This is a genomic window from Paraburkholderia sp. UYCP14C (assembly GCF_004197395.1).
In the GTDB taxonomy this organism is placed as follows: domain Bacteria; phylum Pseudomonadota; class Gammaproteobacteria; order Burkholderiales; family Burkholderiaceae; genus Paraburkholderia.
In genome coordinates this window covers 20,803-45,780 of the sequence record NZ_SELS01000046.1, presented here as the reverse complement: position 1 = coordinate 45,780, position 24,978 = coordinate 20,803, and the positions used below count along the sequence as shown (strand labels likewise).

At 62.1% G+C, this 24,978-nt stretch carries 25 protein-coding genes; 16 read left to right on the top strand and 9 right to left on the bottom strand.

From position 1 onward, the window contains the following. Positions 1-8: 8 nt before the first annotated feature. Both EVC45_RS31540 and EVC45_RS31535 read right to left on the bottom strand, forming a co-directional pair. Complete coding sequence (locus EVC45_RS31540; protein ID WP_129962091.1) at positions 9-1,034, bottom strand: LysR family transcriptional regulator; 1,026 nt, start codon at positions 1,032-1,034, stop codon at positions 9-11. Further along, positions 1,031-2,023, bottom strand: coding sequence for an AraC family transcriptional regulator (locus EVC45_RS31535; RefSeq protein ID WP_129962090.1), 993 nt, complete (start codon positions 2,021-2,023; stop codon positions 1,031-1,033). Before EVC45_RS31535 ends, EVC45_RS31540 begins: the two co-directional genes overlap by 4 nt. Positions 2,024-2,250: 227 nt before the next feature. Between EVC45_RS31535 and EVC45_RS31530 the strand changes: the two genes are divergently transcribed. The 3 genes from EVC45_RS31530 to EVC45_RS31520 all read left to right on the top strand — a co-directional run bounded on the left by EVC45_RS31530 (position 2,251) and on the right by EVC45_RS31520 (position 5,320). Next, complete coding sequence (locus EVC45_RS31530) at positions 2,251-3,354, top strand: NAD/NADP-dependent octopine/nopaline dehydrogenase family protein (RefSeq protein WP_129962089.1); 1,104 nt, start codon at positions 2,251-2,253, stop codon at positions 3,352-3,354. Continuing rightward, entirely contained in the window at positions 3,351-4,406 is a 1,056-nt protein-coding gene (locus tag EVC45_RS31525) for a 3-hydroxybutyryl-CoA dehydrogenase (protein WP_129962088.1), read from the top strand. Before EVC45_RS31530 ends, EVC45_RS31525 begins: the two co-directional genes overlap by 4 nt. Before the next feature lie 599 nt (positions 4,407-5,005). Further along, complete coding sequence (locus EVC45_RS31520) at positions 5,006-5,320, top strand: hypothetical protein (protein WP_129962087.1); 315 nt, start codon at positions 5,006-5,008, stop codon at positions 5,318-5,320. Between the two features lie 105 nt (positions 5,321-5,425). Here the strand turns inward: EVC45_RS31520 and EVC45_RS31515 are convergent, their stop codons facing one another. From EVC45_RS31515 to EVC45_RS31485, 7 genes are all read right to left on the bottom strand, one after another. Continuing rightward, positions 5,426-6,760: an acetamidase/formamidase family protein gene (locus EVC45_RS31515; protein WP_129962086.1), complete on the bottom strand. Its 1,335-nt coding sequence runs from the start codon at positions 6,758-6,760 to the stop codon at positions 5,426-5,428. Positions 6,761-6,819: 59 nt separating this feature from the next. Then, positions 6,820-7,584 (bottom strand): DNA-binding domain-containing protein, encoded by a 765-nt coding sequence (locus EVC45_RS31510; RefSeq protein ID WP_129962085.1) that lies wholly within the window; start codon positions 7,582-7,584, stop codon positions 6,820-6,822. Further along, the gene (locus EVC45_RS31505) at positions 7,581-8,432 is read right to left on the bottom strand and encodes a DUF692 domain-containing protein (RefSeq protein ID WP_129962084.1); all 852 of its coding nucleotides are present in this window, start codon (positions 8,430-8,432) and stop codon (positions 7,581-7,583) included. Before EVC45_RS31505 ends, EVC45_RS31510 begins: the two co-directional genes overlap by 4 nt. A 70-nt stretch (positions 8,433-8,502) precedes the next feature. Then, a complete protein-coding gene (locus EVC45_RS31500; RefSeq protein WP_129962083.1) occupies positions 8,503-8,772 on the bottom strand; it encodes a hypothetical protein in 270 nt (89 codons plus the stop codon). Positions 8,773-8,876: 104 nt separating this feature from the next. Then, positions 8,877-9,641 carry an alpha/beta fold hydrolase gene (locus EVC45_RS31495; RefSeq protein WP_129962082.1) on the bottom strand — a complete coding sequence of 255 codons (765 nt, stop codon included), beginning with the start codon at positions 9,639-9,641 and terminating at the stop codon, positions 8,877-8,879. 109 nt (positions 9,642-9,750) lie between these two features. Beyond that, a complete protein-coding gene (locus EVC45_RS31490; protein WP_129962081.1) occupies positions 9,751-10,230 on the bottom strand; it encodes a DoxX family protein in 480 nt (159 codons plus the stop codon). Beyond that, positions 10,227-10,508, bottom strand: coding sequence for a DUF2282 domain-containing protein (locus tag EVC45_RS31485; protein WP_129962080.1), 282 nt, complete (start codon positions 10,506-10,508; stop codon positions 10,227-10,229). Before EVC45_RS31485 ends, EVC45_RS31490 begins: the two co-directional genes overlap by 4 nt. Before the next feature lie 605 nt (positions 10,509-11,113). On the opposite strand from EVC45_RS31485, the gene EVC45_RS31480 reads away from it, so the two are divergent. The 13 genes from EVC45_RS31480 to EVC45_RS31420 all read left to right on the top strand — a co-directional run bounded on the left by EVC45_RS31480 (position 11,114) and on the right by EVC45_RS31420 (position 24,976). Beyond that, positions 11,114-12,175 carry a nitronate monooxygenase family protein gene (locus EVC45_RS31480; protein ID WP_129962079.1) on the top strand — a complete coding sequence of 354 codons (1,062 nt, stop codon included), beginning with the start codon at positions 11,114-11,116 and terminating at the stop codon, positions 12,173-12,175. 68 nt (positions 12,176-12,243) lie between these two features. Continuing rightward, positions 12,244-12,543, top strand: coding sequence for a YciI family protein (locus EVC45_RS31475; protein WP_129962078.1), 300 nt, complete (start codon positions 12,244-12,246; stop codon positions 12,541-12,543). A gap of 272 nt (positions 12,544-12,815) precedes the next feature. Beyond that, positions 12,816-14,186 carry a glutathione-disulfide reductase gene (gor, locus tag EVC45_RS31470; protein ID WP_129962077.1) on the top strand — a complete coding sequence of 457 codons (1,371 nt, stop codon included), beginning with the start codon at positions 12,816-12,818 and terminating at the stop codon, positions 14,184-14,186. Further along, positions 14,187-14,840 carry a glutathione S-transferase family protein gene (locus tag EVC45_RS31465; protein ID WP_248295326.1) on the top strand — a complete coding sequence of 218 codons (654 nt, stop codon included), beginning with the start codon at positions 14,187-14,189 and terminating at the stop codon, positions 14,838-14,840. Then, on the top strand, positions 14,837-15,475 hold the full coding sequence (locus tag EVC45_RS31460) for a glutathione S-transferase family protein (RefSeq protein WP_129962076.1): 639 nt from the start codon (positions 14,837-14,839) through the stop codon (positions 15,473-15,475). The genes EVC45_RS31465 and EVC45_RS31460 overlap by 4 nt, the downstream gene beginning before the upstream one ends. A gap of 198 nt (positions 15,476-15,673) precedes the next feature. After that, on the top strand, positions 15,674-16,645 hold the full coding sequence (locus EVC45_RS31455) for a quinone oxidoreductase (protein WP_129962075.1): 972 nt from the start codon (positions 15,674-15,676) through the stop codon (positions 16,643-16,645). 101 nt (positions 16,646-16,746) lie between these two features. Continuing rightward, positions 16,747-17,208 (top strand): carboxymuconolactone decarboxylase family protein, encoded by a 462-nt coding sequence (locus EVC45_RS31450; protein ID WP_129962074.1) that lies wholly within the window; start codon positions 16,747-16,749, stop codon positions 17,206-17,208. 130 nt (positions 17,209-17,338) lie between these two features. Next, complete coding sequence (locus EVC45_RS31445) at positions 17,339-18,784, top strand: aldehyde dehydrogenase family protein (protein WP_129962073.1); 1,446 nt, start codon at positions 17,339-17,341, stop codon at positions 18,782-18,784. Positions 18,785-18,912: 128 nt separating this feature from the next. Further along, the gene (locus tag EVC45_RS31440) at positions 18,913-20,370 is read left to right on the top strand and encodes an FAD-dependent monooxygenase (RefSeq protein ID WP_129962072.1); all 1,458 of its coding nucleotides are present in this window, start codon (positions 18,913-18,915) and stop codon (positions 20,368-20,370) included. Between the two features lie 142 nt (positions 20,371-20,512). Beyond that, on the top strand, positions 20,513-21,484 hold the full coding sequence (locus tag EVC45_RS31435) for a quinone oxidoreductase (protein WP_129962071.1): 972 nt from the start codon (positions 20,513-20,515) through the stop codon (positions 21,482-21,484). Between the two features lie 164 nt (positions 21,485-21,648). Continuing rightward, a complete protein-coding gene (locus EVC45_RS31430; RefSeq protein ID WP_129962070.1) occupies positions 21,649-22,056 on the top strand; it encodes a hypothetical protein in 408 nt (135 codons plus the stop codon). Between the two features lie 356 nt (positions 22,057-22,412). Beyond that, positions 22,413-23,615 carry a DUF3500 domain-containing protein gene (locus tag EVC45_RS31425; protein ID WP_129962069.1) on the top strand — a complete coding sequence of 401 codons (1,203 nt, stop codon included), beginning with the start codon at positions 22,413-22,415 and terminating at the stop codon, positions 23,613-23,615. 203 nt (positions 23,616-23,818) lie between these two features. Further along, positions 23,819-24,976 (top strand): Re/Si-specific NAD(P)(+) transhydrogenase subunit alpha, encoded by a 1,158-nt coding sequence (locus tag EVC45_RS31420; RefSeq protein WP_129962068.1) that lies wholly within the window; start codon positions 23,819-23,821, stop codon positions 24,974-24,976. The last annotated feature ends 2 nt before the right edge of the window (positions 24,977-24,978 follow it).

The following is a 24,978-nucleotide window of genomic DNA, read 5'->3' as shown; positions in this document are numbered from 1 at the left end:
GCCCGCGCTCACGTTCTGAACGCGGGCGAGCGCAAATTAGGCGGGATCGCGAGCCAGCTGTCGTGGGGTTCGCGCGCACCGATCCGGAACAGTTCCATCAGCAACGCGCGTAGCCAGCGGTGGCCCGGCTCCGCGTCGAAGCGTCGATGCCAGTACGCGCTGACCGGCCAGGTCGACGCATTGGCAATTTCGAACGCGGCCATTTCGCCGAGCGGCGCAAATGCGCGTGCTACGGTTCGCGGCAAGATCAGTGCGTAGTCGCAGCGATAAAGTATGGCGGGCACCACCATGAAGTTTGGTACGGCCACCCGCACCCGCGACGTGAGTCCGTGCTGCTCGAGCAGCGCCGTCGCTTGCGGGTGCGAGCTGACCGAGATGAACTGCAATCCGGGCGGCGCCGTCGCGTCGAGCACGAATTGATCGGTCAGTGCGTAATGCTCTGCGACGCGGCGCGGCATCATCAGCACGTAGCGCTCCTGCAGCAGTTCGCAGCGATGAAAGTGGCTGAACGCCTGCGAAAAATTACCGAGTGCGAAGTCGATACGCCCCGATTCGATCGCACCGTTGAACTGACTTTCGTCGATCTGCAGCGTTTCGATCACGACGCTGGGCGCGCGCTCGTCGAGCTCGCGCAACAGCGTCGGCAAAAACGCGCTCTCCGCGAAATCGCTCATGTATAGGCGGAAGGTGCGGCGCGAAGTGGCCGGAAGAAACTGCGCGCCTTCGTCGAGCACCGCTTGCAGGATAGACAGCGAGCGGTCGATCGACGCCGCGAGACGCTGCGCACGCGGTGTCGGTTCGACGCCGCCGCCGGTGCGCACGAACAGCGCGTCGCGAAACAGCAGACGCAGACGGCCCAGCGCATGACTGACCGACGGCTGGGTAATGCCGAGCCGCAGCGCGGCACGCCCCACATGCTTCTCGACGTACACCGCGTTGAAGGTCTTCAGCAGATTGAGGTCGAGGTCCTGTACGCGCAACGCGCCGTCGGGTTCGTCACCCGGCCGCGCCAGGAAGTCGTTGGTGCCGTTCATGAAAACGCCCGTAACGTGCCGTGCTTCGCGGTCGCCGAGGGCGGATGGCCATAGCGACGCGCGTACGCTTTTGCAAAGTGGCCGAAGCTATGCACGCCATGCTCGAGCAACACGTCGGTGACGCTACGCTGCGGGTCTTGCTTCAGCGCGCGATGCACGGCTTCAATGCGCCGCTCGCGGATGTATTCCGCGGGCGATACATCGAGAAACTGGCTGAAGCCGTTTTGCAACGTGCGCGGCGATACGCCCGCCGCCTGCGCGAGCGTCGCGACGGACAGCGTTTCGCCGAGATGCGCATCGATATATTCGCGCGCCCGTTTGACGTGCGCCGGCAGAGGCGGCTTCGCGCCGCGCGCGAGCGTGTTGCTATAGGAGTGCGGCAATTGCAGCAGCAGCAGCGTGACGAGCCACTGCGTGAGTTCGGGACCAAGCAGGCTGTCACGCGCACTCACGTCGATCTGCTCGCACAGGTTGCACAGATAGCGCAACGTCGAATGAAACGCGGCGGCGCCGCTGTGCGCGCGGCCGACTTCGAGATCGAATACGAGCGGGCGACGCAGCGAGCTATCCAGCATTTCGGCGAGCCTGATTTCGAGCGCGGCCCGGTCGATGCGCAGCAGCAGGCTGCGGCAGGCCGTGTCGGTGCTGATGCGGCTCGCGCGCGACGGCGACGACACGCTGAGGCTGCCCGCCGACAACGACACGCGCTGATGGCCCGATTGCAGCTCGCAGTGACCGGCGAGGGTCGAGCGAAACAGAAAGTGATCGTCGAGTTCGCCGGCGTCGATGTGGGTCGCGCGCCCGTAGCATAGTTCGAGCAGGCTCGCGCGATGCATCGCGACGCCATACAGCTCGGCATTCAACGGTTCCTGGCCCGACACCTCCATGCGGTGCTCGCAGAGCAGCTTCGCCACTTCGCGTTGTACGTCCTCACGCGCGCGCGATGCGACGAGCCGATTGCTGTGTTTGCGCGGAATCGAAATTTCCATTGTTCTATCGCCTCGGGAAAAGCGGCAGCGAAGCCTCGCGTATATGATCCGACGGCCAAAATATCCGCGCAAGGAAGGATTGACCCTCATACACGGCGCAACGGACACATGTCGCAAACATGCCTGTTGCGATTGCTTTGCCGGAGTTGAACAGCGCTTGCGCGTGTTGAAGTGCGGTGCCCGGCTATCCCCCTTAATCTCGAAGCTATTGCACAAGGAGGCGGACAATGAAGGTAAGCGTACTGGGCGGCGGGCACGGCTGTTTCGCAGCGGCCATCGACATGCTGGAAAAAGGCCATGACGTCACATGGTGGCGGCGCGATGCGGTCGCATCTGCGCGTCTGCGCGAACTCGGCGAGCTTAACGTGAAGGACTGGCGCGGCACGCGGCGCGTGCCGGTGGGCGACGCGCGTGGTGCGATCCGCCTCGTCGACGAGCTTGGCATCGCAGTGCGCGACGCCCGACTGATCGTGATTCCGTTACCGTCGACGACACACGAATCGCTCGCGCAGCAGCTCGCACCGCTGCTCATGGATGGACAGGTGGTCTATCTGCCACCCGGCACATTCGGCAGCTACGTGTTCGCGAAGGCGATGGCCGACGCGGGCAACCGTGCGCGAGTGGCGTTCGCGGAAACCGGCACGTTGCCGTATCTGGTGCGTCGCCATGGCGAAAACGACGTGGTGATCAGCGCTTATGCGACGCGCCTGCCCACCGGTGTGCTGCCCGCCGCTGCGGCAGACTGGGCGTTTCCGGTACTGAGGGAAGGCTATCCGAGCGTCGAGCCGATCGAAGATGCGCTAAGCGGCGCGTTGATGAATGCGGGTCCGGTGATCCATCCGCCGCTCATCATGATGAACGCGGGACCGCTCGAACATTTCGAAGCTTGGGACATTCACAACGAAGGTACGCAAGCGTCGATTCGTCGAGTGACGAATGCACTCGACGCGGAGCGCATCGCCGTGCGTGAAGCGCTTGGATACGGCGCGCCGCATTTTCCGCTGGCCGACCACTACGCGAGCGATGGCGATGAATGGATGTATGGGCGCGGCGCGCACGGCAAGCTGACGGACAGCGGCGACTGGCGCGAGAAGATCGACCTGAAGTCACATCGCTACATGCTCGAGGACACCCGGCTCGGTCTGTCGTTGATCGTGTCGGTTGGACGCTGGGCCGGCGTGCCGACGCCGGTCGCTCAAGGCCTGCTGAGCATTGCGAGCGCGGTGTCGGATCGCGATCTGTATCGCGAGGGCCGCACGCTCGAAAACCTCGGGCTCGCTTCTCTTTCGCGCGAGGCCATGCGTGAATTGCTGACCCGGGGACTCGCATGATGAGTGCCCCTCAGGTAAGGCACGTACATGTGCTCGGCGCCGGACGCATGGGGCAGGGCATCGCGCTCGCCTTCGCGTTCGCCGGCTTGCGGGTGACGCTGATCGACTTCAAGGAACGCGACGCTGCCGCGCGCGCCGCATTCGCGACGGCCGCGCTCGGCGAGATCGACCGGCAGTTGCAGGCCCTCGTCGATTTCGGGCGTATCGATGCCGGACAGGCCGCCGACACGCTGGCGCGTATCGAAGTGCTCGATCGCAGAGGCGCCGAAGCAGTGCTGACCAGCTGCGAGGTCGTCTTCGAGGCAGTGCCCGAGGTGATGGAAGCGAAGCAGGAGGCGTTCGCCTGGCTTTGCGCGCGAATCGGCAGCGCGGCGACGATCGCGTCGACGACCTCTACGTTTCTCGTCACCGATTTGCAGCGGGCCGTTACGCATCCGCGGCGTTTCATCAACGCGCACTGGCTGAATCCCGCGCATCTGATGCCGCTCGTCGAGATCAGCCGCAGCGAAATGACGGACGACGAGGTCGTCGCGCGGCTCAAGGATCTGTTGCGTCGCGCCGGCAAGGCACCCGTCGAGTGCTCGCCGTCGGCCGGATACATCGTGCCGCGCATTCAGGCGCTCGTGATGAACGAGGCAGCGCGCATGGTGGAGGAAGGCGTGGCGAGCGCGCAAGACATCGACACGGCAGTGCGCACGGGGTTCGGGCTGCGCTTCTCGGTCCTCGGGTTGCTCGAGTTCATCGACTGGGGAGGCTGCGACATTCTTTACTACGCGTCGCGCTATCTCGCCAATGCGATCGGGCCGCGCTTCGAGCCGGCCGGGATCGTCACCCGGAATATGGAACAGGGACTCGACGGCATTCGCAACGGCAACGGCTTCTACGATTACGCGGATATCGAGGTGCCTGCCTACGTGAAGCGCCGGCTCGGCGAGTTCGGGCGCTTGCTCGATCATCTCGGGCTTGCGCCGCGTTACAACTCGGCAATCGACGCGAAGGAGGGACCCCGCTCTGATGACGCCGCCACGCTCCACGGGCGTGCGCTCGGCTGATACTGAACGACAAGTAGACGGCGGGCTTTTCGGCGAGGAGGCAGAACCGCGCCTTGTGATAGTGAAGCTCGCGCAAGAGTATCAGCCGGCGCTCAAGGTGCCGCTGCGCCCGTAGTTGGCGGCCAGCGCGAAACTATTCCTGCCCCGCGACAATTTCTGTGAGCTCGTGGGGCAGCCTATTCTGGAAGAAGCGAAGCTCAAGCGGAAGATCGAGCCCAAGCTGCAGACAACCTGGAAACTCTATAACGACCAACCCGGGATCGGATTCAGGGCTACGCTCGGGGAACGCCGTGCCTGCTCCCTAAGTGGAATGGGGTTTGATCGGGCAACTACCGCGAATCCTGCTGCGCTGGCTGCTTCCATGAGCTGGCAGTTTGTCGGGATTGGCTTCGATGAGGGGATGAACGTGCTTCCGAACCAGGCTAACCCGGATGAGCCCCGATCCCGTCACTCCGCCTATCACGTCGTCGTCTCGTGGCTCGACCTGACCGTCTCCGTCAGCATCCTGGTGATTGTTGGCGCCGTGCTGATCTGGGTGGCCATCCGCGTGATCCAGCCCGCACCACCCAGTACCCTGACAATTTCCTCGGGGCCTCCTTGTGTTGGTCGTGCCGATCGTCGTCGTGCTGATACCGGCCGTGCGCTTTGTGCCGCCGCTGTACGCGTGGCGCGTCAAGTCGCACTTCTACCGGCGCTACGGCGAACTGACCGCACTCGAGCGCAGCGTGCTCGACGATCCGTCTGAACAGAACTATGCCAGCTGCGCCGAGAAGCTCGATGCGATCGAAAAAGATCTCAACAAGCTTCAGATGCCGCTCGCCTACGCCGAGCACTTCTACGCGCTGCGCGAACACCTCAGTTATGTGCGTTCGCAGATCGCGGCGCTGCGCCGCGATTGCGAATCCCGAGCATGACCCGGCACCGGCGGGGGCATCGCTTGGAGTTGCGAGCGTGGTTAGTCGATATGGTTCCTCGGGCACCTGGAACCTCTGAACCCGTTGACCATTGATGGCGCGCGCCTACGAAAGCTGATACTTCTCGCGCACCAGGTGGCCGATCCCGATCCGGTCGAGAATCGCCAGCGGGCACAGGATGGTGACACGCACCGTGCCCGGCAGGCGGCTGATTTCAATCGACCCGGTGATGGTTGCGCGGTTGAGCACTTCTTCGTACGACAACCCTGTTACGGACGCCGCGCGGCGCAAGCCGTTTTCGGTGGCTTCGTTGAGATTGACGCCACTGCCGATGAAGGTGACCGGCCCGCTTTGCTCGACCTCGTGCTGCCCCCAACGCGCGCCTAGTTCCGCGACGTGACGGCGTTGCGCGGCGCTCATGGGGCGCGCCATGGGCGGGAGGTCTTCGACGTTTTGCAGCAGGATCGGCCCGTCGAGCGTCAGTCGCTTGATCACCTCGACGCTCAACTGCGTCTCGCCCGAGACATCAGTGGCATGCCCCGCGATTTCGCCGTTGCCCTGCTGCGCATGCATGTCGCCGAGATAGACGCCGGCGCCCGGAATCTTGACCGGGCAGATCACGATACATCCCTCGCGCACCGAATTGGTGTCCATGTGGCCGTCGGTTTTCGCGGCGTGGAGCACCTCTTCGCTCATCGCGTAACGGTGCGGTGCGCCAACCAGATACTGACCGAAATCGGCGCAGTTGTGCGAATCGGGTAGGTCGTGGGATGGCGTCGTGCCGATGTTGCCAAGGAAGGGGCGCATGTGGGCCGCCACGCCCGGCATGTCGGCGCGCGCGAGCGAGAGGATGGAGTGCTGGGCCGCAAGCTCGGGGAGTGCCGACATTTGCGAGGCATTGGCTGCCAGGCGATCCGCCACGCTCTGGTTGACGGTGAGGCTGACCTGGTTTTCGTGATCGAACACGATCACATAGCCGTGCCTGAAGCGAAACGCGTTGGCCTCCGCACCGCAGTGATCGCAGCGAACCGCGTCCGCACCAATGCCTTCGAGGTGACTCGCGGGATGTTCCGTGCCGCACGTCGGGCAGAACTTGGCGACGAACGGATCGCCGTGGTAGCGGCCCTCCACGAACTGCATGACGCCGGAAGACGTCGCCAGCGATGTGACGCGCATGCGCTCGATTTTCAGCGCGACGGCGTCGCCCACTTCCGCGCCGGCAATGGCGACCGGCTGGGTCACTTCATGACCGCCCTGAAATGCCGGCGTGATCATCGGTCCCCAGCAGCCCGGCGGCGTGCCGGCGATCAGCGTGCCACCGTCGGCGAGCGGGCCCAGCATGGGTTGGCTGGGGCCGAGCAGGCCGTCGGTGTACGACGCGACGTGCAGACGCTGCACAGGGGTACGGTTTGAAACGGGATTGGGCAGAGTGGTGGTCATGATCATCTCCATGCGCCGCAATGATTCCAGCGCGTAAAAGTTAGATAGCCTGAACAAAATCAAACATCGAGTTGGTTCTGTTCGACGCCGGTAATGAGTTCGCTCGCGAACCAGGTGGCGAGCAGCGCACCGGCCCGTTCGATGCCGTCTACCTCGCCGAGGCGTGCAGCGAGCTTGTCGCAAAGCGACGCGAAGCTGCGATTGCGCAGCGCGTGCAGCAAGGCCTCGTATTCGACGCCATCCACGCGCTTGAGGCTGCACGTCAAGCCGCGGCGCCAGACGAGCAAGCCGCCGGGATCGGCAAGCATCTCACCCTCGGGCGGCGATGCTCCCTCGCACAGCGCGGTCCAGATATCGTCCGCGTTGGTCGTGGCGGCGTGGACCCTGAGCGATGGCGTGAAATGCAGGCTGGCGGATTCCCAGTCGATTGCCGCGAGCGTCGAGGCGGGAACGCAGGCGGCGTCCTGCTCGACGAACGCTTCGTCGAGCGCGCGCTCGAGCCACGCGAGTTCATGCAGATCGGGGTTGTCCGGGTAGAGCAAAGCGAGCGTTTCGCCAAACGCGTGCGGGTAAGCATCGAGCGTCCACGCATGCGGAGGATGACGATTGATGTGCGTGAGCGCTGCGTGCAGGAAGGCTTCGTCGCCCATCCATTTGCGCACCTGTGCGAACGACTGCTGCAGGCAGTCGACAAGCTGACTGCGGTAATTGTTTTGATACACCGCGAGCCCCCGCGCAGCCGGGTCGCCAAGGCGGCGCGCCGCGTCGTCCGAGCCGTCCGCGAGCCAGGCCTGAAAATTCTGCTGCCACTCGGCGAGTCTCATGCGGCCTCCGCGACGTGCAATGGCGCGTGCGTCGAGCCGAGCGCCCGCGCACGCGACAGTTCGGCGAGCAGGTCGGCGAGCGGCGGAATCTCGGCATCGCGTTCGATCATCGTCGCGACCGGTCCCAGCCGCGAGATCGCATTCGCATAGAGCGACCACACATCGGCACACACGGCACTGTCGTGCGTATCGATGAGCAGTCCGTCACCCTGCGAATGTCCCGCTAGATGAATCTGGCGCACGCGCCCGGCCGGCATGCCTTCCAGAAATTCGATGGGATCGAAGCCGTGATTCGTGGCGCTCACGAAAACGTTGTTCACGTCGAGCAGCAACTCGCAGCCGGTGCGCTTCGTCATGCGCGCGATGAACTCCCATTCGGTCATGGGTGCATCGTCGAAGGCGAGATAGCTCGATGGATTCTCGATCAGCATGGTGCGACCCAATGCGTCCTGTGCTGTCGAGATGTGCGCGCAGACCACGTCGAGCGCTTCCTCGGTGTAGGGAACAGGCAGCAGATCGTGTGAGTTGAAGCGCCCGATGCGCGACCAGCTCAAATGGTCGGAGACGAACAGCGGATCGATCTCGTCGACGAGTGCCTTCAGGCGCCGCAGATAGTCGCGGTCGAGGCCGTCCGCCGAGCCAATCGACATCGACACGCCGTGCAAGGCGACGGGATGCCGCTCGCGCACCCGGCGCAGGATGTCACGTGGCTGACCGCCTGCGACCATGAAGTTCTCGGAAATGACCTCGACGAAATCGACCGGCACAGCCGTTTCCAGGAAGTCGCCATAGTGTTCCCTGCGCAGGCCGAGGCCGTAGCCGAAGAAGGGTGAGTTGGATGCAGGCATCGTGTGGACTCCGCCAATGAGTTCGGGTTGCGGCTGGACCCGCCCGTTGAGGGCGGGCCCTCCCGCAGGATTACTTCGGTTCCGTCAACGTGCCGCCCAGCGCACGGCACTCGGTAGCCGCCTTGACGATCACGCCCTTGCCCTTGCACGTGTTGAGGCCCTTGCAATCGTTCTTCGCGGTCGCGCAGAGGCCTTGGCCCTTGCACGAATTGACGCCATAACAGCGTCCGGGCTGCTCGGCGCCCGCCGCGTTGGCGACACTCGCGGCCGATGCGGTGGCCACGGCGATGAGGGCTGCTGCTGCGGCGAGGCTGGCGCGGGATTTGAGGTTGAGGTTCATGAGTTCTCCAGGGTGACAGGAAAGAAAAAAAACAAACAAACGGGACAAACAAAGGGACACGGCTCAATGCAAGCCGCGGGTACAGCGTTTCAGTGACGCGCAGCTCAGTTGGCGTGGAGCGCGGCGTCTTCGATCACCTGTGCGACCGCCTCGGGTTGAGAGATGACGATGGCGTGGCTTGCGCCGACCTCGGTGATCCTGGATCCAGCGCGTTGGTACATCCAGCGCTGCAGGTCCGGGCTCAGCACGCGGTCCTGGGTCGCGACGATGCCGTAGCTTGGTTTGTCGTGCCACGCCGCATCGGGCGTCTGTGCGCCGAAAGCGGCCGCGGTCGCGGGCATTTGCGAGGCCGCCATGAAGTTGGTGCGATTGGCGATCAGGTCGCCCGCATAGTCGGCGGAAAACTTCGCGGAATCGAAGAACAGATGCCCGTCGCGGCTGGCATGAATGTCGTTGGTCGGCTCAGGGACGGACGCAGCGAGTTGCGTGGCGCTCTCCCCAACGTCGGGCTGGTACGCGGCGACATACACGAGCGCCTTCACTTTGGGTCGCGTACCCGCTACGGTAATGACCGAGCCGCCGTAGCCGTCGCCAACCAGGACCACCGGGCCGTTGGCCGACACGATCGCGCTGCGGGTGGCGGCCACGTCCTCGTCGAGCGTGGTGAGTGGTTCCTGAACCACGGTGACGTTGTAGCCCTTGTGGCTCAGGATGTCGAAAACGACGCGCCAGCCGGAGCCGTCGGTAAAGGCGTCATGGACGATGACGATATTTTTGACGCCCTCCGGCGCTTGCGGCGTGGCGGCGGACGCGAGCATAGGGGCGGCCAGTGCCGCTGCGGCGAGTGTCAAGGTCGGCAGGATTCGCATTGCGTATCTCCAGAGGCCGGAGCGGCCTCGATGTAATGAGTGGTGAGTCAATAAAGGCAGGATCGCTGATCAAATGCCGAGTGAGGCGTCACACGCGATGAGGCTCAAATCACCGCGTAAGCGTTGCGCCCCGGCGCAGCAGTGCGTCGAGCGACCATGCGCCGCCGCCCTGGACGATCAGCGGAAGAAGCAGGCCGGCCCAGCTCAGGTGGGTTGGCCATGCATCCGGATAGACGAATATTTCGATCACCGCGGTCATGCCGAGCAACGTTGCCGCGGCAGACCGCGTGAAGAGTCCGAGCACGAGCAGAATCGGACAGATGTGCTCCGTATATGTCGCAAGATGCGCGGCGATCTCGGGCGGAATCAGCGGCAATGCGTACTCGCTGCGAAACAGCTCGTAGGTCGACGCCTTGATCGTCAATAGCCCCTGGACCTTCGTTCGCCCAGAAAGAAAGAAGATCGCGGCAATGCCGAGGCGCGCAACCAGCAGCTGCAGTGCGGGTGGCAGGAACCGACGCAACGTGTCGGCGGGTGTGCCGTGCCAGACCTCGGCGCGAGCCGCATGTTGTCGGGACGTGGACATCATGATGTCGCCTTCAGGGAGCCGAAACCCTTGGGGGTCTTGATATGTGTGCAGGTCCCCTTGTCGACGAGGACGAACGCGTTGCCCTGATAGTCGACTTTCGACGTGGCCGCGCAAGATGTACCGGCGCCCGCTGCGCAATCGTTTTTGCCGGCGAGTGCGACGCCGAAGCATTTTTCCTGTGGCGTGTGCGCGGGGTTGGTGTCGGCATGTGCACCAGTGGCAAGCGCAGTCAGCGAAAGTGCGAAAGTGGCCGCAAGAGCCGCGCGGGTGTTCTTCATAACGATCTCCTTGAAATATGAAGATGAAGAGGAATGCGAGGGTGAAGCCGGTTCGGCGCAACGGGTATTTCCGTTGGGTCGAGTAAATATCGATACCGATGAAATCGTATGCGATATTAAAAGGAGAGTGATGGCGCATCGGACCGCTTATCTGCTGCTCGTATGCATCACTCGTTGGGTTGTATTTCAACAGCGCCATGTATCGCGTTTGTGTTGGCGACCGCGTGTTTCTGCAACGGTTTGTATCGCTGCAGCGCTTCGATACATTGCAATACAAACCAAGTCCCGTTGGGCGGGCCGCAGTGGCTTCGATCTCAAACGGCAGACATACGACCCTTGAGCAGCGGCGCGACTTTCGACCGAACCACATGTTCGACCGTTGAACTGCGCGGCAGCCTCCCGCCCGCCGTATTGCCTGGGCGGTCACCTCGCCGCGCCAAATCGCTTCAGGCGAGTTTTCGATTCTTTCGAATCGCCTGAAGGTCTATCAAGTTTTAGGGCAGTTATCCCGCAGGGAAAGACGGTTATCTTGCAGTCAATGCAAGCGGGACGCCACCGACACAACACCATCGAATTCGGGTCTGAAAGAAGGAAGGCGAGGTCGCGTGGACCCAGGTGACACATTTGGCGCTCTATTTGAGCGTGGAGAAAAAGCCGATATGCCTTTTGAAACAGCGTTGACGAAAGCACTTGATTTGCGCGTTCCAGTCGTGGCCGCCCCGCTCGGGCGAGGCACGAGCGCGGAATTTCTCGGAGCAATGGCCAGTAGCGGCAGCTTTGGCTTTTCTGCACTGGCGCACATGCCGGAAGACACGGTAAGCGATGAACTTGCAAAAATGCATCGGGCCACGAACGGCCGGTTCGGCGCGAACCTGACGCTGGTGGTTGACCAGCGCAAGCGGCTGGCTTCTGCATTGGATGCGGGGGTGCGGGTATTTTCCGTGTGGCAGGGTGACATCGAACCCTATGTTCGCATCATCAAGGACGCGGGCGGCTTGGTGTTCTGGACCGTGGGTAGCCCGGAAGACGCGGCGCGAGCCAAGGATATCGGCGTCGACTTCATTGTTTCCCAAGGGCGGGAGGCAGGCGGTCATTTCGTCGGAAGCGCGCCGACGATGTCGCTCTTGCCGTCTATCGTCGACGCCGCTAGAGGGGTGCCCGTGGTGGCGGCGGGCGGTATTGCAGACGGCCGTGGCCTCGTCGCCGCGCTGGCTCTAGGTGCGTGCGGGGTCTGGATGGGAACGCGGTTTGTCGCGAGCAAGGAATCGGCGAACCATCGCGGTTACAAGGAGCGGGTTGCTACCGCTCGCGCGACCGACCTTGTGGAGACCGAAATCTTCGATCCGGTTGGGCAGGAGTGCCCTCATTGGGTCATCCGCAATTCGACGTTCAACAAATGGGAGGAGGCCGGTCGTCCGCCGAACGGTCAACGACCCGGGGAAGGCGACCGCATATCGAGCTTTCCAAATGGAAAGCCGCTCTATCGCTATAACGCGGCGGCGGCCTGGGACACCATGGAGGGTGATTGGGAAGCCAGTCCACTCTACGCGAGTGCGGCCGTCGAACTCATACACGATGTGAAGTCGGTGGCCGAAATCGTTGCAGAGATCGAGGCGACGGCGGAAGCGGCGCTCGTCAAGACCTCCCATTTGCGGACCAGTCGCTAGCGTGATCCAAAGACGAAGAGTCGTCAGCGGATCCGCCTTATCTATCTCCTACACACCAAGGAGTTTCAATGTTCTTCGCCATCGTCGCAATCGATCGACCTGGAGTCACTGAAGTTAGAGCCAGCACGCGTCCGGCTCACCGCGAATACTTGAAAGCGCCTCCTCAAGGCGTGACTTACAGGCTGGGCGGACCGCTCCTGGCGCCCGACGGCGCGACCCCGATTGGCTCGTTGCTCGTGATCGATGCGCCAGACCTCGCGACCGCCGAGCGGTTTTCTGCCAACGACCCCTATAGCAAGGCCGACATTTTTGCGGAGGTCTCGGTCACGCACTGGGACTGGGGGACCGGCAATCCGGACAAGCGATGAGGGCGACAGTACCGCAACGTTGACTCCTGATCGCCACGTACGGTCGCACGGCCTTCGTTGCAGCACAGCCCAATAGCGCGTGACTCCCCAGCGAACGGCTCACGCCGGTCGTCGCGGTGCTCGCGCGCCTGAACTCGCGGCCGCACAAGAAGTTCGACGGAGCCTGGCGGGGCTGAATACCACCTTCACTCAAGCCCCTGTCAGCGGCTCCTTGCGGCGGTATCCGCGAAGACCGTAGAGCCTTCCTTTTTTACTGCGTCCTGGAACCCTCCATGAATGCATACGATTTTGACCTCTTCGTGATAGGCGGCGGATCCGGCGGCGTCCGGGCAAGTCGAATAGCGGCAGGATATGGCGCGAAGGTCGCTGTCGCGGAGGAGTACAGGCTCGGTGGCACATGCGTGATTCGTGGGTGCGTGCCAAAAAAGCTGTTGATGTACGCGTCGCAATTTGGCATGGCGCTCGAGGACAGCAAGGGGTTCGGCTGGCAAGTGCCGGAAGCCTCACACGAGTGGCAAAGCCTGGCCCGTGCGAAAGACTCGGAGGTAGGCCGCCTGGAGCAGGTATACGAGGGCTTGCTCGGCAGCGCCGGCGTCAAGGTGATAAAGGGGAAAGCAACGATTGCCGGCACACACGAGGTGTGCGTGAACGGCGTGACTTTCACCGCGGATCACATCTTGATCGCGACTGGAGCGACGCCAGAAGTGCCACAGATTCCCGGCGCCGAGTTGATGGTGACGTCCAACGAGGTGTTGGCTCTGGAACGGCCGCCTGAGCGGATCGCAATCGTTGGCGGTGGATATATCGCGTGCGAATTCGCCGGCATTTTCAAGGGACTGGGATCAAGCGTGTGGATGGTCCATCGTGGATCGCGGCTGCTACGCGGATTCGACGAACAGGTCCGGGAGCATATTGGCAACGAGCTGGCCGCGAACGAAATACAGATGCGGCTCGGCACCACAGTTGCCGCAGTCGAACGAAAGCGCAATGCATATCAGCTCTACCTCGGATCCGGAGAGATTCTGGACGTGGACCTGGTGATGGCCGCCACGGGGCGACGACCGAACACCGACGGTCTTGGCCTGGAACGGGTTGGCGTTCATGTCGACGCGCGCGGCGCGATTCCCGTCGATAGCTATTCGCGCACGTCGTGCAATCACGTCTACGCAGTAGGAGACGTCACGGACCGTCTTAACCTGACGCCTGTCGCGATCCACGAAGGCCATGCTTTTGCCGACACCGTCTTCGGTAACAGGCCCCGTCGAACAGACCACGAAGGTGTTCCGTTCGCCGTATTCAGTCAGCCGCAGGTCGCCGCGGTGGGTCTCACCGAAGAGGAAGCTTGTGCGAGACACGGCGCCGTTCGAGTGTACAGCAGTGCTTTTCGGCCAATGCGCGCCGCACTTTCCGGCCGAAAGGAGCGAGTGCTGGTGAAGCTGATCGCGGACGCGGCGACTGATCGCATTTTGGGTGCACACATCGTGGCCGCAGATGCCGCCGAGATCATTCAAGGCATTGCTATCGCACTCAAGGCGGGGGCAACGAAGACTGACTTCGACGCCACCATCGGTGTACACCCGAGCGTGGCGGAAGAGTTCGTCACGCTAAAAAACGCGAGATATTCGACCCGCCTGCAGTCTTGAGTGAAGGCAGAAAATACATCGCAGGAGAGCAAAGAGATGATCGATTTATATACGTGGGGGACACCCAATGGAAGGAAAGTCTCCATTGCGTTGGAAGAGCTATGGATTCCCTTCAAAGTGCACATGGTGGATATCACCAAAGGCGAGCAATTCGAGAATAGCTTTCTCGCCATGAATCCGAACAACAAGATCCCGGTCATTGTTGATCCGAAAGGGCCGCAGGGCAACAAGATCACGCTGTTCGAATCCGGGGCGATCCTGATTTACCTGGCCGACAAGACGGGGAAATTATTGCCGTCGTCCGGCATCGAGCGCCACGAGACGATCCAGTGGTTAATGTTTCAGATGGGTGGTATCGGCCCGATGTTCGGGCAGACTCATCATTTCCGCCGCTACGCGCCCCACGAAACATATGGCCTCGAGCGCTATACGGCGGAGACTCACCGACTATACAAGGTATTGGATGGGCGTCTCAGCAAGTCGGAATACGTCGCGGGTAATGAATACTCCATTGCGGACATAGCAATCTACCCGTGGATCGCGCGTTTTGAATTGCATCAGATCGCATGGGAAGAGATTCCGAACGTCAAGCGTTGGTACGATTTGATCGGATCGAGACCCGCTGTGCAGCGAGGCATGGAGATTTTGTCATGACGAATAGTCTTGCACTGACGGTTCTTGGGAGGAGCAACTCCTCCAACGTACAGAAGGTCATGTGGTTGCTCGATGAAATCGAGCAACCGTGCGTGCGCGTAGACATGGGCGGCGAGTTCGGCGGCAACAAAGCCGCCGACTATCTGGCAAAGAATCCCAATGGCGTCGTTCCCACGTTGATTCATGGAGACGTCGTGGTATGGGAATCCAATTCGATACTACGTTATCTCGCCAATCGCTTTCACGCGGCCGGGCTGTATCCAACGGACCCGGTTGGCCGTTCCTGGGTCGATCGCTGGATGGACTGGCAGTTGTCCTCCCTGGGGCCGGCGAACAGAACGCTCTTTCAGAGAATAGTCCGAACACCGCCTGAACAGCGTCGTCAGGATGGCATTGACGAAGCTCGCGACCAGAATGCCGAACTGTTCCGCTTGCTCGACAGCTATCTCGAGCGATCGGAATATCTCGGCGGCGCATCCTTTTCGATTGCGGATATTGCGGTGGGGCCGTTGGCGTACCGCTGGGCAACGCTTCCCGTGGAACGTCCACGCCTGGGCAATCTGGAGCGCTGGTACGCGTCGCTTTGCAAGCGTGAGGCATTCCGGAAGCACGTAATCGAGATCGGGTTGAGCTAGTCCCCGGTGCAACACCGGATTGCCGGGACGCGCCCATGGAATCGGCGCGTCCCGCACTCCATACGAAACAAGTGTGATTATCCCGCAGCGCCTTAGAGTCTTTCCAGCCGCGACATATTTATTCAGGCGCGCAGCGAGCGTATCTTCATGTCCACTTCTACGAAGCCTGATAGTCCTAACTACCTGAAGGAGACACAGATGCCCTATGCCATCCGAGTTCGTGAGACCGGCGGACCCGAAACGCTAGTCTGGGAGGAGATTGCCGTCGGCGATCCCGGCCCGGGGCAAGTACGCCTTCGCCAGACGGCCATCGGCGTCAATTTCATCGACATCTATTTTCGCGCCGGCCTTTACGAGCAGCCGCTGCCGTTCATCCCGGGGCGCGAGGCGGTTGGCGTGGTCGATGCGGTCGGACCTGACGTCACTTCGCTCAAGCCAGGTGACCGCGTCGTCTATAGCGGCGTGCAAGGCGCCTATGCCCAGGTCCGGCTCGTGCCGGCAGCTCGGCTGGTCAAAGTACCGGACGGCATCAGCGACGACGTGGGCGCCGCGGTGATGCAGAAGGGCATGACGGCCCAGTTCCTGTGCCGCCAGACCTACCGGGTCAGCAAGGGCGACACGATCCTCGTGCACGCCGCCGCGGGCGGCGTCGGCCTCGTGCTCAGCCAGTGGGCAAAGCATCTTGGCGCGACCGTCATCGGCACCGTGTCGACCGAGGAGAAGGCGGAGCTCGTGAAAGCCCACGGCTGCGACCACGCGCTGGTGCACGGCAAGGACGACTTCGTGAAGGTAGTGAGGGAGGTCACCGGCGGCGTCGGCGTCCCGGTTGTCTACGACTCGATTGGTAAGGATACCTTTATGAAGTCGCTCGACTGCCTCAGACCGCGCGGTCTGATGGTGCTGTTCGGGCAATCGTCCGGCCCGGTGCCGCCGTTCGACATCAGCATCCTTGACAAGAAGGGCTCGTTGTACCTGACCCGTCCCACGCAGAATGCGTATTTGCCGACGCGCGCCAAGGTCGAAGAGGGCGCGCAGGAGGTGTTCGATGTCGTGCAGTCGGGTGCAGTGAAGGTCCACATCAACCAGCGCTTTGCGCTCAAGGACGCGGCTGACGCGCATCGCAGCCTGGAGTCCCGGAAGACGACTGGCTCGCTGGTTTTGATGGCCTGAGGCGAGGCGCCGCCGGCGTCCGGAAGTTGTATTCGAATGCCGGCGGACACGGTCATTGAAAAACGACGGATAACGAAGTCATAAACGAAAGGAATATGCCGATGTCACACATCAGCCTGGACATGGATGCGGTTAGAAGCGAAATCGGCGAGTACGCGGACACACAAACGGCTCTCTCTGAACGCGAACAGGCTTACAAGGACCTGGTCGGCTTCGTGCCGCCACGTATCGCGGCCCGGCTGGCCGTGACGGGCGCGATCGATCCCAAACTCCTGCGCTTGCAGGAGGAAGTGCGCAATCACGCTTTGTACCCGGCGTGCTTCGATACGAAGACCGCGCAGCTCATAGTGTTTGGCATGCTCCTCGCCAGGCTGCTCGACGCGGCCACGTTGCATGCGCGCGCTGCTCGACGAGCCGGCGCTACGTGGGAAGAGATGCAGGCTGTCGTTAGTCTGGCTTACCTCTATGGCGGGATTCCGAGCGCAAACCGCGGCGCGGAAATCATCGCTCAACTGGCCGAGGCAGAGAGCAAGGACCGACTCGACACCACCGTCAAGGCTTAGTGCTTTTGCCGTGGCGGGCACTCGTTGAGGTGAATTCAATGCGCAGACCACGGCGGCGCTTTAAAAAGAACTCTGGGGCAAGTCGGGCGAGACTTCGCAACATGTCCCTGCTGAAGGTATAGAGGAAACCATGCCTGCAATTTATCCCAATCTCATCGGCGGAGATTTGGTTTCAGGATCGAATGCTTCTCGGAACATCAACCCGTCCGATACGAATGACCTTGTCGGCGAATATGCGCAGGGGTCCGTGGCGGACGTGAACAATGCGGTAGACGCGGCGAAGAGCGCCTTCCCGGCCTGGAGCCGTTCAACGCCACAGCAGCGCTTCGATATTCTGAAGAAAGCCTCCGATGAGATTTTGGCCCGCAAAGATGAGCTGGGCCGCCTTCTCGCGCGCGAGGAGGGCAAGACGCTCGCCGAAGGGATCGGCGAGGTGGTGCGCGCCGGGCAGATCTTCGCCTTCTTCGCGGGCGAATGCCTGCGCACCGGGGGTGAGGCGATTCCATCCGTGCGCGCTGGTGTCGGTGTCGAGATCACCCGCGAGCCGGTAGGGATCGTTGGGATGATCACGCCGTGGAACTTCCCGATCGCCATCCCGGCATGGAAGATCGCGCCGGCGCTCGCTTGGGGCAACTGCGTGGTCATCAAACCGGCCGACCTCGTGCCGGGCTCAGCGTGGGCGCTCGTGGACATCATCCTGCGTGCCGGCCTGCCGCGAGGCGTGCTGAATCTCGTCATGGGCCGTGGTTCAGTGGTTGGAGAGGCGCTGTTGAAGCACAAGGACGTGCACGCGATCTCCTTCACGGGCTCGGTCTCGACCGGTCGCAAGGTTGCAGCCGCCTGCATCGCGTCGAACCCGATGAAGAAGGTCCAGCTCGAGATGGGCGGCAAGAACCCGCTCGTCGTGCTCGACGACGCCGACCTCGACACGGCGGTCGAAGTCGCCGTCAACGGCGCGTTCTTTTCCACAGGCCAGCGCTGCACCGCGTCTTCGCGCCTGATCGTCCAGTCCGGCATCCATGACCGTTTCGTCGAAGCCTGCATCGAGCGGCTGAAGGGAATCGTGGTGGACGATGCGCTAAAGCAGGGCACCCACGTAGGCCCGGTGGTCGATCAGAGCCAACTGGAACAGAACCTCAAATACATCCAGATCGCCAGGGACGAGGGAGGCAAGCTTGTATTCGGCGGCGAACTCCTCGAGCGTGAGACGCCCGGTTTCTATCTCCGGCCTGCGCTTTTCGCCGAAACGACCAATAGCATGCGGATCTCGCGCGAGGAGGTCTTCGGCCCGGTGGCCAATATCGTGCGAGTGAGGAGTTACGACGAGGCGCTCGAACTGGCCAACGACACTGAATTCGGCTTGTCCGCCGGTATCTGCACGACTTCGCTGAAATATGCGACGCATTTCAAACGCAACAGCGAGGCGGGCATGGTGATGGTCAACCTGCCGACAGCGGGTGTCGATTACCACGTTCCGTTCGGCGGCCGCAAGGGCTCGAGCTATGGGTCTCGCGAGCAAGGGACCTACGCCAGGGAGCATTACACCACGGTCAAGACGGCTTACACGATGGCTTGACAGCGAATGCGAAAAATTCGGCGTCGATGTGGCCAGCAGCGCGTCGCCTACCGTCGAGTAACGGGTCGTATGGCTGGCGAACAGAGTAAGACTCGCCATGTAATCATTGAATGCTACTGGAGTTTGTGATGGCGGATTCCTTCGATGTAGTTATCGTGGGCGGTGGGCCAGTGGGTCTTTGGCTGGCCTGCGAAGTGAGGCTGGCCGGACCGAGCGTGGCGGTGGTCGAGCGCCGTCAGGATAGGGTCCTTCAATCTCGTGCGGGGACGATGCACAGCCGCACGCTGGAAATGTTCGACCTGCGCGGTCTGGCCGACAGGTTTCTCGCGGCCGGGAAGCATCAGCCGGAATGGCACTACGGGATGCTCGACACGCAACTCGACTATTCGCGTCTCGACAGCCGCTTTCCCCAAACGCTCAGGATTTCTCAGGCGACTACCGAGAAACTGATCCGCGAGCGCGCAACAGAGCTTGGTGTCGTGTATCTCGCCGGACACCAGGCCGAAACCATTCGACAGGATCACTCGGGCGTTGCGGTCGAAGGAGTAAGCGACAAAGGCCGGTTTGAGCTGCACGGACGCTACCTGGTCGGCTGCGACGGTGCACGCAGTCTCACGCGCCAACAGGCGGGCATCGCGTTCCTCGGCCACGAGGGCACACACTCGTGGCTTCTCGGTGATGTCAGGCTCGATCTGCCGGAAGGTAAATCGCCGATGACGAAGTACAACGAGCACGGTGGCCTCCTTATTGCGCCACCCGGTGAAGACGGCCGGAGCCGCATCGTGGTGACGACGCCCGACGAAACCGATCCGGCGCTGTTCAGGCAGGAGCCCACGTTGGAGGAACTGTCACGCATAACTCGACAGATCCTCGGCACCGACTACAACATGCGCGATCCATTCTGGCTTTCGCGCTTTTCCAACGAGACCCGACTCGCGGAGCGCTATCGAAGCGGCCGGATCTTTCTCGCTGGCGATGCCTCGCACATCCACGCTCCATTTGGCGGACAGGGTTTGAATGTCGGTTTGCAGGACGCATTCAATCTGGGTTGGAAGCTCGCCGCTGTCATCAAGGGCGAGGCCCATGAGGCGCTGCTCGATAGCTACGAGGAGGAGCGTCGGCCTGTCGGCAAGCAACTCAATGACAGTACCTTGACGCAAAACGTGCTCATGACGGCGTTCAGCCAGGGCGGTCTTGGCTTGCGAAAAATGGTCTCCGATTGCCTGGCTTTTCCGGAGGTCAACGAGAAGATCGCCGGACAGATCTCTGGTTTCAGCGTCGGCTACGAAGACGTGGGGCCGTTGCGTGGCTTCTCCGATACACGTTGCCCCCCGGGGGCCGGCATCCGCGCGCCCGATTGCAGAGTTCGTCGGGAGGATGGGTCGGAAATCACCGTGTACCAACTTCTGTCTTCCGGCCGCTGGCTCCATCTGTCGTTCGGAAAGGGGGCGAGCGTCTCGCTAGTAGATGCACTGCGCAAAGAGTCGGTCATTCGGGTACGCAGCGCTGAGCGGCCGACGAAATTTTTCGACGGTGCCGCGGCGGTGCTGATTCGCCCGGACGGCTATTCCGCGGGGGTTCTTTAGTGCCAATCACTCTTCTCCAGCCAAGCGTCGAATAGTAAAGGACTGAATTGGCTGCGAGTAGATCACGAGCGCCATATTGCCCGTTCGTCGCTCATCGTTTTCACGAAAAACCTATTCAACTTCGTTGCCGTGGATGTAAATCATGCCAAAAGTCGTCAAGATTAAAAGCTTCGGTAATGCCGAGGTCATGCAGATCACCGAAGAAGAAAGCAGCCCTGTCAAGGCCGGAGAGGCTCGGATCGAGCACCTCGCGGTCGGTCTGAACTACCTCGATATCATGCATCGGCAGGGGCACTATCCATTACCGTTGCCGACCGGCCTTGGGGTTGCGGGTTGCGGCATTATTCGAGAGATACGATCGGAACTCTCGGAGTTGGCGGTGGGCGATCTGGTAGCTTACGCGGGAATTCCACCGGGCAGCTATGCGCAAGAGCGGATCGTCCCAGCGGATCGACTCGTCAAACTTCCAGCCGACATCGATCCGGCGGTTGCCGCCGCCGCTCTCCAGCACGGAATTACAGCCGCACTCCTGATTAAAGATGTTTTCGCGGTCGCACCCGGCCATTTCGTGCTTGTTCACGCTGCCGCCGGCGGAGTGGGCACCGTTCTTTGCCAGTGGGCAAAGGCGATTGGAGCCACCGTCATTGGTACGGTAGGTAACCAGGAAAAAGTGTCCCACGCGCTTGAACATGGCTGCGACCACGTGCTTGTTTCGACAGTCGAGAATGTCGCGGAGCGTGTGCGCGCATTAACCGCCGGCCGGGGCGTGAATGTGGCATACGATTCGGTCGGTGCGGATAGCTTTGAATCTTCGCTAAACAGTCTCGCATTTCGAGGCATGCTCGTGAGCTTCGGTTCCGCATCCGGAGATCCGTCTCCCGTTCCCGTTGGCGACCTGGCCGAAGTCGGCTCAGTCTATCTCACGCGGCCGAGGTTCATTCACTATACGCGCACCAGATCAGATCTGTTGCGCTATTCGGAGGCCTTCTTCGAAGCAATACGCAATGGCCTGAAAGTGCCAATTGGGCAAACCTACAATATCGACGAAATCGTTCGGGCTCACAAAGATGTCGAAAGCAGGAAAACCAAAGGATCGAGTGTGATTGCATTTTAGGAAACCACTGGTTCATTCGGGCGGGCATTCGGTCTCACGGGCAGTTCACGGAGCGAGCGCTTGAAGAATAAACGGCGGATCACGTTCGCTGAAGCGGAATGTGTAACCAGGCGTTGCATAACGATGCGTCAGCGCTTCCTTGGTGAAGTGCAGGAGTCACTCGCATGACAATCGACATTGAAGTGCTCTTCGTGGACGCCGTAGATGGCGCCGAGCGCGTGGCGACGTCCATCACGCACAAGGACATCGTAACGGGGCTGTCCGCGGCACTGGCCCCCCAGGCCGTTGCCGTGCTGCATATGTTGTATCCGCGCACCGACGCGCGCACGCACGCGAGCCTCGACGCACTGGTGGAGGCGCTGAACCGCCATAGCATGCATCAGGTCGCCCGTCTTATCGACGAAAAGGCCCACTATCTGTTGTTTCGTAATCCCGCAAAGGCGTTGCGAGTGCTTCACGAGATCCGCAACGATTCGCTCGCCATCGGCGTGCATGTCTACTACAAGGGGCTCGCTGGCGGCGCAGCTGAGTGCATGCTCGATGCCGACGCCCAAGAGGTGCGCCGGCGCTAGCGCTCACGTATTGCGCCAGGATGAGCTTCCACACGCTGAATGGAACCGTGAAGGATGCGGCCCGCATCGGCAGCGTGGAAAGGGTCGCGAGGAGCGCCCCACGGGTCTTCGCCGTGAACAACAAGCCAACGGTACGGCGATCGTTTTAAGAGCAGGTGGACCGGCTGCGGCGTGCGTCGTTGGCCCTCCGTCTGCGGTGATTATCCAGCGGCGCCTGAGGGTCTTTCCACTCGCGACATGTTTATCCGGGCGCCCGCCGAGGTTACTTTCATCCTACTTCGATAGCGGCAAGCGAGACCGCGTCGATCCGATCCGGACGCTCGCAGGATGGCGGCCAAACAACAGGAGGAGACAACATGGCAGGAGAGACGAAAAATTTCGGGCTGCGAAACTGGCCGCCGGCGCCGGCGACCCGTCCATTCGAACTGACGGCGCGCCAGCAGAAACTGGTCGATATGGCGCGGGCTGGCCTGGCCGAGCCGTTCCGCGGAATAAACTTCCCCGGCTCGTCTGAAGGCCTCGTCCTGCCCGCGGCCACAGGCGCTTCACTGGCCCCCGTTTTGAAAGCAGCGCGCGCCTTTGTCGCGAGTCTGGATCCCACGCAGCGGCGCACCGCCTGCCTGGCAATCGAAGATGAAGCGTGGCGGCAGTGGTCCAACTTCCATCCGTGGCTAATGCCTCGCAATGGGATTTGCCTTGCCGATCTCGACCATAGCCAGCGCGAGGCGGCGCTGGCGTTGATGCGCGAGACGATGAGCGAAGGGGGCTATCGGACCGTGCGCGACGTCATGCGACTCAACGAGCACGCGCTCGAAATAACGGGGAAGCCGGATGAATACAGCGAGTGGTACTACTGGATCAGCATTTTCGGGACGCCGTCGCGGGATGAACCCTGGGGCTGGCAGATCGATGGCCACCACCTCAACATCAATTGCTTCGTGCTCGGCGATCAGCTCGTCATGACGCCGATTCTAATGGGATCGGAACCGGTGCTGGCGCGGTTCGGCAAGTATCGCGGTCTGCGCGTGTTCGCCGCCGAAGAGGAACAAGGCCACGCGCTGATGCGCGCACTCTCGGCCGAAGCACGGCAACAGGCAACGATCGGCACTGACTTGCCGTGGGAAGTATTCGCCGGCGCCTACAACGATAACCGGCATATCGAGCCGGGCGGCATCCGTTATGAGGACCTCCCACAGGAAGGCCGCGAGCGCCTCGATGCGCTGCTGGCAACCTATATCGGGTACATCCGCCGCGGACATTCCGAACTGCGCTGGGCCGAGGCCAAACGTCACCTCGTCGATACGCAGTTCGCGTGGATCGGACCGTTTGACGATACGAGCCCGTTCTACTACCGCATCTTGAGTCCGGTGATCCTGGTGGAGTTCGACCACCAACCCGGCATCGTGTTCGACAACGACAAGCCGTCCCGCGATCACATCCACACGCTCGTGCGGACGCCGAATGGCAAAGACTATGGCAAGGACCTGCTGCGCCAGCATTACCTCCAATGGCATGCAAATGACCATGGGAGCCCTACGAACACGAACCACAAGTCTTGATCGCCTGAAGGAAGCGTCGATGCCCGATGCGGCCCGCGTTCGTGAGGCCGGCGGACCCGCTGCGCTCGTCTGGGAGGAGATCGCAGGTGGCGTCGGTGTCGTGGTCGCATCGGTCATCAAGACACCGGGTGAGTGCGAGGATAGGCGTCGTCTGGATTCGCACTCGTTTCGTTAACCTAATGACTAACGGAATATATTCGAACATGCATATCGGAATACCCGCCGAAACACAGGCAAACGAAACCCGTGTGGCCGCGACCCCGGAGACGGTCAAGAAGTATGTCTCGCAGGGACATCGCGTCACGGTTCAGCGAGGCGCAGGCGCGGCCGCGAGCTTTCCCGACGACGCGTATGAGGCGGTTGGCGCGGAGCTTGCCGACGCCCAGGCGGCCTTCGGCGCCGCCCTTGTGCTCAAGGTGCATTCGCCCGCGCCAGGCGAACTGGCGCTGATGAAACGCGGCGCAGTGCTGGTGGGCATGCTCGATCCATTCAACGCGGAAAACACGCGCAAGCTCGCCGAAGCGAGTGTGACCGCGTTCGCGCTGGAGGCCGCGCCGCGCACCACGCGCGCGCAGAGCCTCGACGTGCTCTCCTCGCAGGCCAACATCGCGGGTTACAAGGCGGTGCTGGTGGCCTCGAGCTTCTATCCGCGCTTCATGCCGATGCTCATGACGGCTGCCGGCACCGTGAAGGCGGCGCGCGTGCTGATTCTCGGCGCGGGCGTGGCAGGTCTGCAGGCAATCGCAACGGCTAAACGTCTCGGTGCCGTGATCGAGGCTTCAGACGTGCGTCCGGCGGTAAAGGAGCAGATCGAGTCGCTGGGCGCGAAGTTTATCGACGTGCCTTTCGAAACGCAGGAGGAACGCGAAGCGGCGATGGGCGTGGGCGGCTACGCGCGGCCCATGCCGCCTTCGTGGCTCGCCCGGCAGTCCGCGCTCGTGCACGAGCGGGCGAAGCAGGCCGACATCGTCATTTCGACCGCGCTGATTCCGGGCCGCGACGCGCCCACTCTGCTGCCCGCCGAAACGGTACAGGCGATGAAGCCCGGCTCGGTGGTGGTCGACCTCGCGGCAGGGCGCGGACCCGTCGCCGATTCAGCCACCGGGCGGCGCGGCGGCAACTGCCCGCTGACCGAGCCCGACAAGGTGGCCGTCAGGCATGGCGTGACTATCGTCGGCTACACGAACCTGGCGTCGATGGTGCCCGCCGACGCCTCGGCGCTCTACGCGCGCAACCTGCTGGACTTCCTGAAGCTGATCCTCACGAAGGAAGGCACGTTGAACATCGACACCGCCGACGACATCGTCGCGGCGACTCTCCTTACGCGCCACGTCGAAGTGGCGTGCGAGGCGGAACGATAAAG

Bases quoted from the DNA above. Each gene is read 5' to 3' on its own strand.
- gor (WP_129962077.1), top strand. From the start codon at position 12,816: ATGAATGCATACGATTTTGACCTCTTCGTGATAGGCGGCGGATCCGGC.
- EVC45_RS31425 (WP_129962069.1), top strand. From the start codon at position 22,413: ATGGCAGGAGAGACGAAAAATTTCGGGCTGCGAAACTGGCCGCCGGCG.
- EVC45_RS31510 (WP_129962085.1), bottom strand. From the start codon at position 7,584: ATGAGACTCGCCGAGTGGCAGCAGAATTTTCAGGCCTGGCTCGCGGAC.
- EVC45_RS31525 (WP_129962088.1), top strand. From the start codon at position 3,351: ATGATGAGTGCCCCTCAGGTAAGGCACGTACATGTGCTCGGCGCCGGA.
- EVC45_RS31535 (WP_129962090.1), bottom strand. From the start codon at position 2,023: ATGGAAATTTCGATTCCGCGCAAACACAGCAATCGGCTCGTCGCATCG.
- EVC45_RS31455 (WP_129962075.1), top strand. From the start codon at position 15,674: ATGCCCTATGCCATCCGAGTTCGTGAGACCGGCGGACCCGAAACGCTA.
- EVC45_RS31420 (WP_129962068.1), top strand. From the start codon at position 23,819: ATGCATATCGGAATACCCGCCGAAACACAGGCAAACGAAACCCGTGTG.
- EVC45_RS31505 (WP_129962084.1), bottom strand. From the start codon at position 8,432: ATGCCTGCATCCAACTCACCCTTCTTCGGCTACGGCCTCGGCCTGCGC.
- EVC45_RS31500 (WP_129962083.1), bottom strand. From the start codon at position 8,772: ATGAACCTCAACCTCAAATCCCGCGCCAGCCTCGCCGCAGCAGCAGCC.
- EVC45_RS31430 (WP_129962070.1), top strand. From the start codon at position 21,649: ATGACAATCGACATTGAAGTGCTCTTCGTGGACGCCGTAGATGGCGCC.
- EVC45_RS31440 (WP_129962072.1), top strand. From the start codon at position 18,913: ATGGCGGATTCCTTCGATGTAGTTATCGTGGGCGGTGGGCCAGTGGGT.
- EVC45_RS31450 (WP_129962074.1), top strand. From the start codon at position 16,747: ATGTCACACATCAGCCTGGACATGGATGCGGTTAGAAGCGAAATCGGC.
- EVC45_RS31490 (WP_129962081.1), bottom strand. From the start codon at position 10,230: ATGATGTCCACGTCCCGACAACATGCGGCTCGCGCCGAGGTCTGGCAC.
- EVC45_RS31460 (WP_129962076.1), top strand. From the start codon at position 14,837: ATGACGAATAGTCTTGCACTGACGGTTCTTGGGAGGAGCAACTCCTCC.
- EVC45_RS31530 (WP_129962089.1), top strand. From the start codon at position 2,251: ATGAAGGTAAGCGTACTGGGCGGCGGGCACGGCTGTTTCGCAGCGGCC.
- EVC45_RS31485 (WP_129962080.1), bottom strand. From the start codon at position 10,508: ATGAAGAACACCCGCGCGGCTCTTGCGGCCACTTTCGCACTTTCGCTG.
- EVC45_RS31540 (WP_129962091.1), bottom strand. From the start codon at position 1,034: ATGAACGGCACCAACGACTTCCTGGCGCGGCCGGGTGACGAACCCGAC.
- EVC45_RS31475 (WP_129962078.1), top strand. From the start codon at position 12,244: ATGTTCTTCGCCATCGTCGCAATCGATCGACCTGGAGTCACTGAAGTT.
- EVC45_RS31515 (WP_129962086.1), bottom strand. From the start codon at position 6,760: ATGACCACCACTCTGCCCAATCCCGTTTCAAACCGTACCCCTGTGCAG.
- EVC45_RS31445 (WP_129962073.1), top strand. From the start codon at position 17,339: ATGCCTGCAATTTATCCCAATCTCATCGGCGGAGATTTGGTTTCAGGA.
- EVC45_RS31495 (WP_129962082.1), bottom strand. From the start codon at position 9,641: ATGCGAATCCTGCCGACCTTGACACTCGCCGCAGCGGCACTGGCCGCC.
- EVC45_RS31435 (WP_129962071.1), top strand. From the start codon at position 20,513: ATGCCAAAAGTCGTCAAGATTAAAAGCTTCGGTAATGCCGAGGTCATG.